Below are 4,298 nucleotides of genomic sequence, written 5' to 3' on the forward strand. Positions count from 1 at the left end.
GCCGCCGGCTTGACGACCTGCGGATTCTGGAACGTGTTGTGCGCGTCCATCGCGGCCGAGGTCAGCACCTTGCCGGCCGCACCCTTGACCTTCGTGCCGGCGACGTCGACGGCGACATCGACCGCCTTGGACGGATCGGTGTTGACCAGCGCCAGGTACACCTTGCCGTCCTTGGCGCGCGCCGCCGTAGCGCTCACGCCCGGAATGGTTGTTGCGCCCAGCGTGTAGCTGGTGTTGTCCTTGATGGCCAGCGGCAGCGACTTGGCATCCTGGAACGGCGCATACATCTGGAACGCGTAGTAGGTCGGCGTCAGGACCATCTTCTCCTTGTCCGTCAGGACCATCGCCTGCAGCACGTTGACCATCTGGGCGATGGTGGTCAGAGTGACCCGCTCCGCATGCTCGTGGAAGATGTGGAAGTTGAGTGCCGCCACCAGCGCGTCGCGCAGGGAGTTCTGCTGGAACAGCGCGCTTCGGGCGCCTGCTTCGTCATACCAGGTGCCCCACTCGTCGACCATCAGTCCGATCTTCTTCTGGGGATCGTTCTTGTCCAGGATGGCCACGTGATCCTTGACGAGCTGATCCATCTTCAAGGTATTGGCCAGGGTCGAGATCCACTCGCCTTCCTTGAAGCCGAGGTCCTTGCCCTTGACGTCCCAGTTGCCGGTCGGGACGGTGTACTGGTGAACGGTGATGCCGATCGTGCGGCCCTTCAGTTCCTTGCTCAGGACCTGGGTCCACGCGGTGTCGAAGCCGCTGCCGCCGCTGGCGATCATCTTCGGCCGCGACTTCTCKGRCSCCCACAGGAAATGCTCGTARTTGCTGTACAGGCTSGCGTAGTASTCGGGCTTCATGTTGCCGCCGCAACCCCACAACTCATTGCCGACACCGAAGAARGCGACCTTGAACGGCTTCTCGCGCCCGTTCTGAGCGCGCAGCCTSGCCAGMGGCGAGCCGCCTTCCGCAGTCATGTACTGGACCCAGTCGGCCATCTCCTGCACGCTGCCGGWMCCGACGTTGCCGTTGACGTAGGCGTCGGCGCCCATCATCTCGATSAGGTCGAAGAACTCATGGGTGCCGACGGCGTTGATCTCTTCGACGTGGSTSCCCCAGACGTTGCTCGGKCGCTTGTCCTGCGGGCCRATSCCGTCGCGCCAGTGGTAGGTGTCGGCGAAGCAGCCGCCCGGCCAGCGCACCAGCGGCACATGCAGSTCCTTGAGCGCGCCGACGACGTCATTGCGCCARCCYCGGGTGTTSGGGATGTTCGACTTSGTGCCGACCCACATGCCTTCGTAGACGCCGGTGCCGAGGTGTTCGGCGAACTGGCCGTASACRTACTTGCTGATGACCGGGCCGGGCTTGCCGGCGTCGATGTTGATGCTGACCKSGTTGGCGGCAAAAGCCGGKGCCGCGATCAGGCCGAGAACGGCRAGGCTGTGTTTGATTGTTTTCATATAGGGTCTCAAGACAGCTGCAAAGCCGCCATGTGTTTGATCGCAATGAATCCCGCTGATTCTTCGGCAGCGCCATGCGCGGACCGCCTTGTTCAGTTATTTCGAGAATTGCCAGTAATCGAACTTGAACAGTTCTTCGCCGGCCKCACCGCGGAATACGAAGAAGAGATCCTGGACGCCGGAGGCTCCGGAGATCTGGGCCAACTGCTGCTTCCATTCGCCGCCGGTTCCTGACACYGGCAGAGTGCCGAYCAACTGGCCGTCGAGCTTGCCCAGACGAATCTCGATCTTYGCCCCGCTGGSYTCCTTCGCCTCGGCCGTGCTGGCGAGGCTGGCCATGAAGGCGCGCGCGCCGGTCACGCCGAAATCGACATTTCGCACCTGGATATAGGCGCCGTCATGGATGTCGCGCACATTCTGGCCACCGGCGCTGCTGGGCTCGATCTTGACACCGGAAGACCAGGCGATGGTCTCGGCTTCAACTCGCTTGTAGGGATCGAGGGTGGCGACCGGCGCCGGCCCTTCCTTGGTTGGCTGCACCATCGGGACCGAGCCATCGGGGTTGAACTTCAACTCGTCGACGCACACGGAACGTTTGAAGCCGTCGCCTCCCGGAAGAGCGGCGTTGTGATAGAAAAGGTAGGTCTTGCCCTTGTAATCGACCACGCCCGGGTGGTTGGTAAAAGCGCTTTGCGGAGACATGACGGCGCCGCCGTAGGTCCACGGGCCTTCGGCTGTGGGGCCGGTGGCGTAGCCGAGATGCTCAGGGATGGGACCGGCGGCAAAAAACAGGTAATTGAGATTCTTGCGCCTATAGAGCCAAGGACCCTCTTCGTAGGATGTGCCGCGCAAAGCAGGCTTCGGCTTCGTGACGCCTACTGTGTCCGGAGGGTTGCGCTCGCCCAAGGCCTTGACGGTCATCGGATGGCCAATGATGCCCTTCTCCCCGACGCTGGTGTCGTAGGAAATCATGTCCTTGTTCAGTTTCACTGACCACAGATTGGGATTGCCCCAGGCGAGATAGGCCTGACCCTTGTCGTCGATGAAAACGGTCGGATCGATGCTGTCGTACAGGCCGCCGGCGTGGCCGGCGATCAGCGGCTTTTTGATCGGGTCGATATAGGGGCCCAGGGGGTTATCGGCCACCAGCACGCCAATGCCACGGCCTTGCACCGGGCCATAGAGATACCACTTGCCATCGCGCTCAATCACTTGAGGGGCCCAGGCACCGTTGTCATAGCCGTCCCAGCCGGAGTTCTCCTTGGAGGCCCAAGGAAAATCTCGCAGGGAGGCGACCGCGCCGTGCTGRGTCCAGTTCACCATGTCCGTYGTCGTGGCGAGCACCCARTTCTTCATRTTGAAGTTGTTGGCCTCCCCGACRTCTTCGTCRTGGCYRGAAAACAGGTAGAGCGTGCCSTTATGGACSATGGGGGCCGGATCGGCCGTATACATCGTTTGAATAACCGGGTTGMGCGCGAATGACGTYGCGGGCAGYAARRCCARCRCGGACRAGAGAACGACGGCGGAGAGGGTTGGTTTCTTCATGAGGGCCCGAGAATAGGAGTGGGAAAATAGGTCGCACCGTGTCAGCGCCCGTCTTTCGCCCCTTGTCCGATTCGGTAATAGTCAAAGTCCACACGGCCGCCGGCGGTTTTGGTCGAGTAATAGAAGAGGCCGTAGCGGTAACCCATGAAGTGCTCCGGAAGGGTGTAGTGAAGAGCCGAGGGACGWCCGATGGGGGTCCAGGATTTGCCGTCGAGGCTGTAGGAGAAGCGGGCGACGTCAGGCGCAGGCTGAAATTCGCATTCGACCTTGAGGTGAACGGTTTTGCCGGAGAGGGGAACGGAGGCGATTTCCTCGGGATTGCCGGAGTCGGCGCTCACCATGACGAGAGATCGGGTGCCGCCGCTCATCTTTACGCCAACAAACCCATAGTCTTTCTGAAAAGCGGCGATGCCGGCCAGGTCGCCGTCTTTCATGCCACTCACGTCGATGCTCGTGGTGGCGAAACTGCTGGGGCCAAAGGTGCGCTGGGTGAGGGTGTTCGTGGCCTCCGGCAACGTGGAAACGACCCGGCTGGTGACGAGGCTCAGGTGGCCCGGGCGCTTGGTAAGCGACCAGTCACGAGGCTTGGGGTTGTGATTCCATTGCCAGGCGAGGGGCAGGTCGGGGTCGCCGGGCTGGCGGTCGAATTCGTCAGAGGCGACGATGCCGGAGGCGCCGGAGACGCCCTGTCCGCCGGCGGGGATGTCGAGCGTCATGGGCRCCTTGCCGTTTTCGCCKAGCACGGGCCAGCCGTCCTTCCAGGTCACSGGCACGAGRTAGGGAATGCGACCGACGGCGCCGTTGYCCTTGAARAGATAGGCGTACCACTTGCCKTCGGGCGTGTCGATGAGGCCGCCCTGGGCGATRCCRCGGTCATCGAGCACGATGCGACCCTCGTAGGGACCGTCGATTTTGTCGGCGCGGTGGACGATGACGCTGCGCGCCCAGCGGCTCCCAGGCGAGGCGATGTTGACGAGGTAGTAGCGGCCGTTGATCTTGAAAAGCTGCGAACCCTCGCTGAGCCCGCCCACGTCGGAGCCGAAGACGGCGTTGAGATTTTCGATGATGACCTTGTTCACGCCGCCGGGCTTGATTCCGGAGAGGTCGGGTTGCAGCTCGGTGAGCGTGATGCGACCGGCCCCCCAGAGCATGTAAACGCGACCGTCGTCGTCGAAAAACAGGCTGTGGTCATGCAGCGCTGGCTCGAAACTCGTCTCTTTCCACGGGCCGCGCTCCGGATCGCGCGTGGTGTAAATGTGGGTGCGTCCGCTGGTAGAGGCGAACGTCGAGACATAGAAC

3 protein-coding genes are annotated in these 4,298 nt (G+C 62.3%); all 3 read right to left on the bottom strand.

The features are described 5' to 3' along the window. Window positions 1-1,454, bottom strand: a 1,454-nt coding sequence (locus AC1DU6_RS21620) for an alpha-N-arabinofuranosidase (protein WP_477859506.1), incomplete at its 3' end; no start/stop codon positions are given. A gap of 96 nt (window positions 1,455-1,550) precedes the next feature. After that, window positions 1,551-2,999 (bottom strand): family 43 glycosylhydrolase, encoded by a 1,449-nt coding sequence (locus tag AC1DU6_RS21625; protein ID WP_477859508.1) that lies wholly within the window; start codon window positions 2,997-2,999, stop codon window positions 1,551-1,553. Window positions 3,000-3,040: 41 nt separating this feature from the next. Beyond that, window positions 3,041-4,298: glycoside hydrolase family 43 protein (locus tag AC1DU6_RS21630; RefSeq protein WP_477859510.1), on the bottom strand; the 1,258-nt coding region annotated here is incomplete at its 5' end.

The sequence above is a fragment of the Roseateles sp. P5_B10 genome (genome assembly GCF_056400485.1).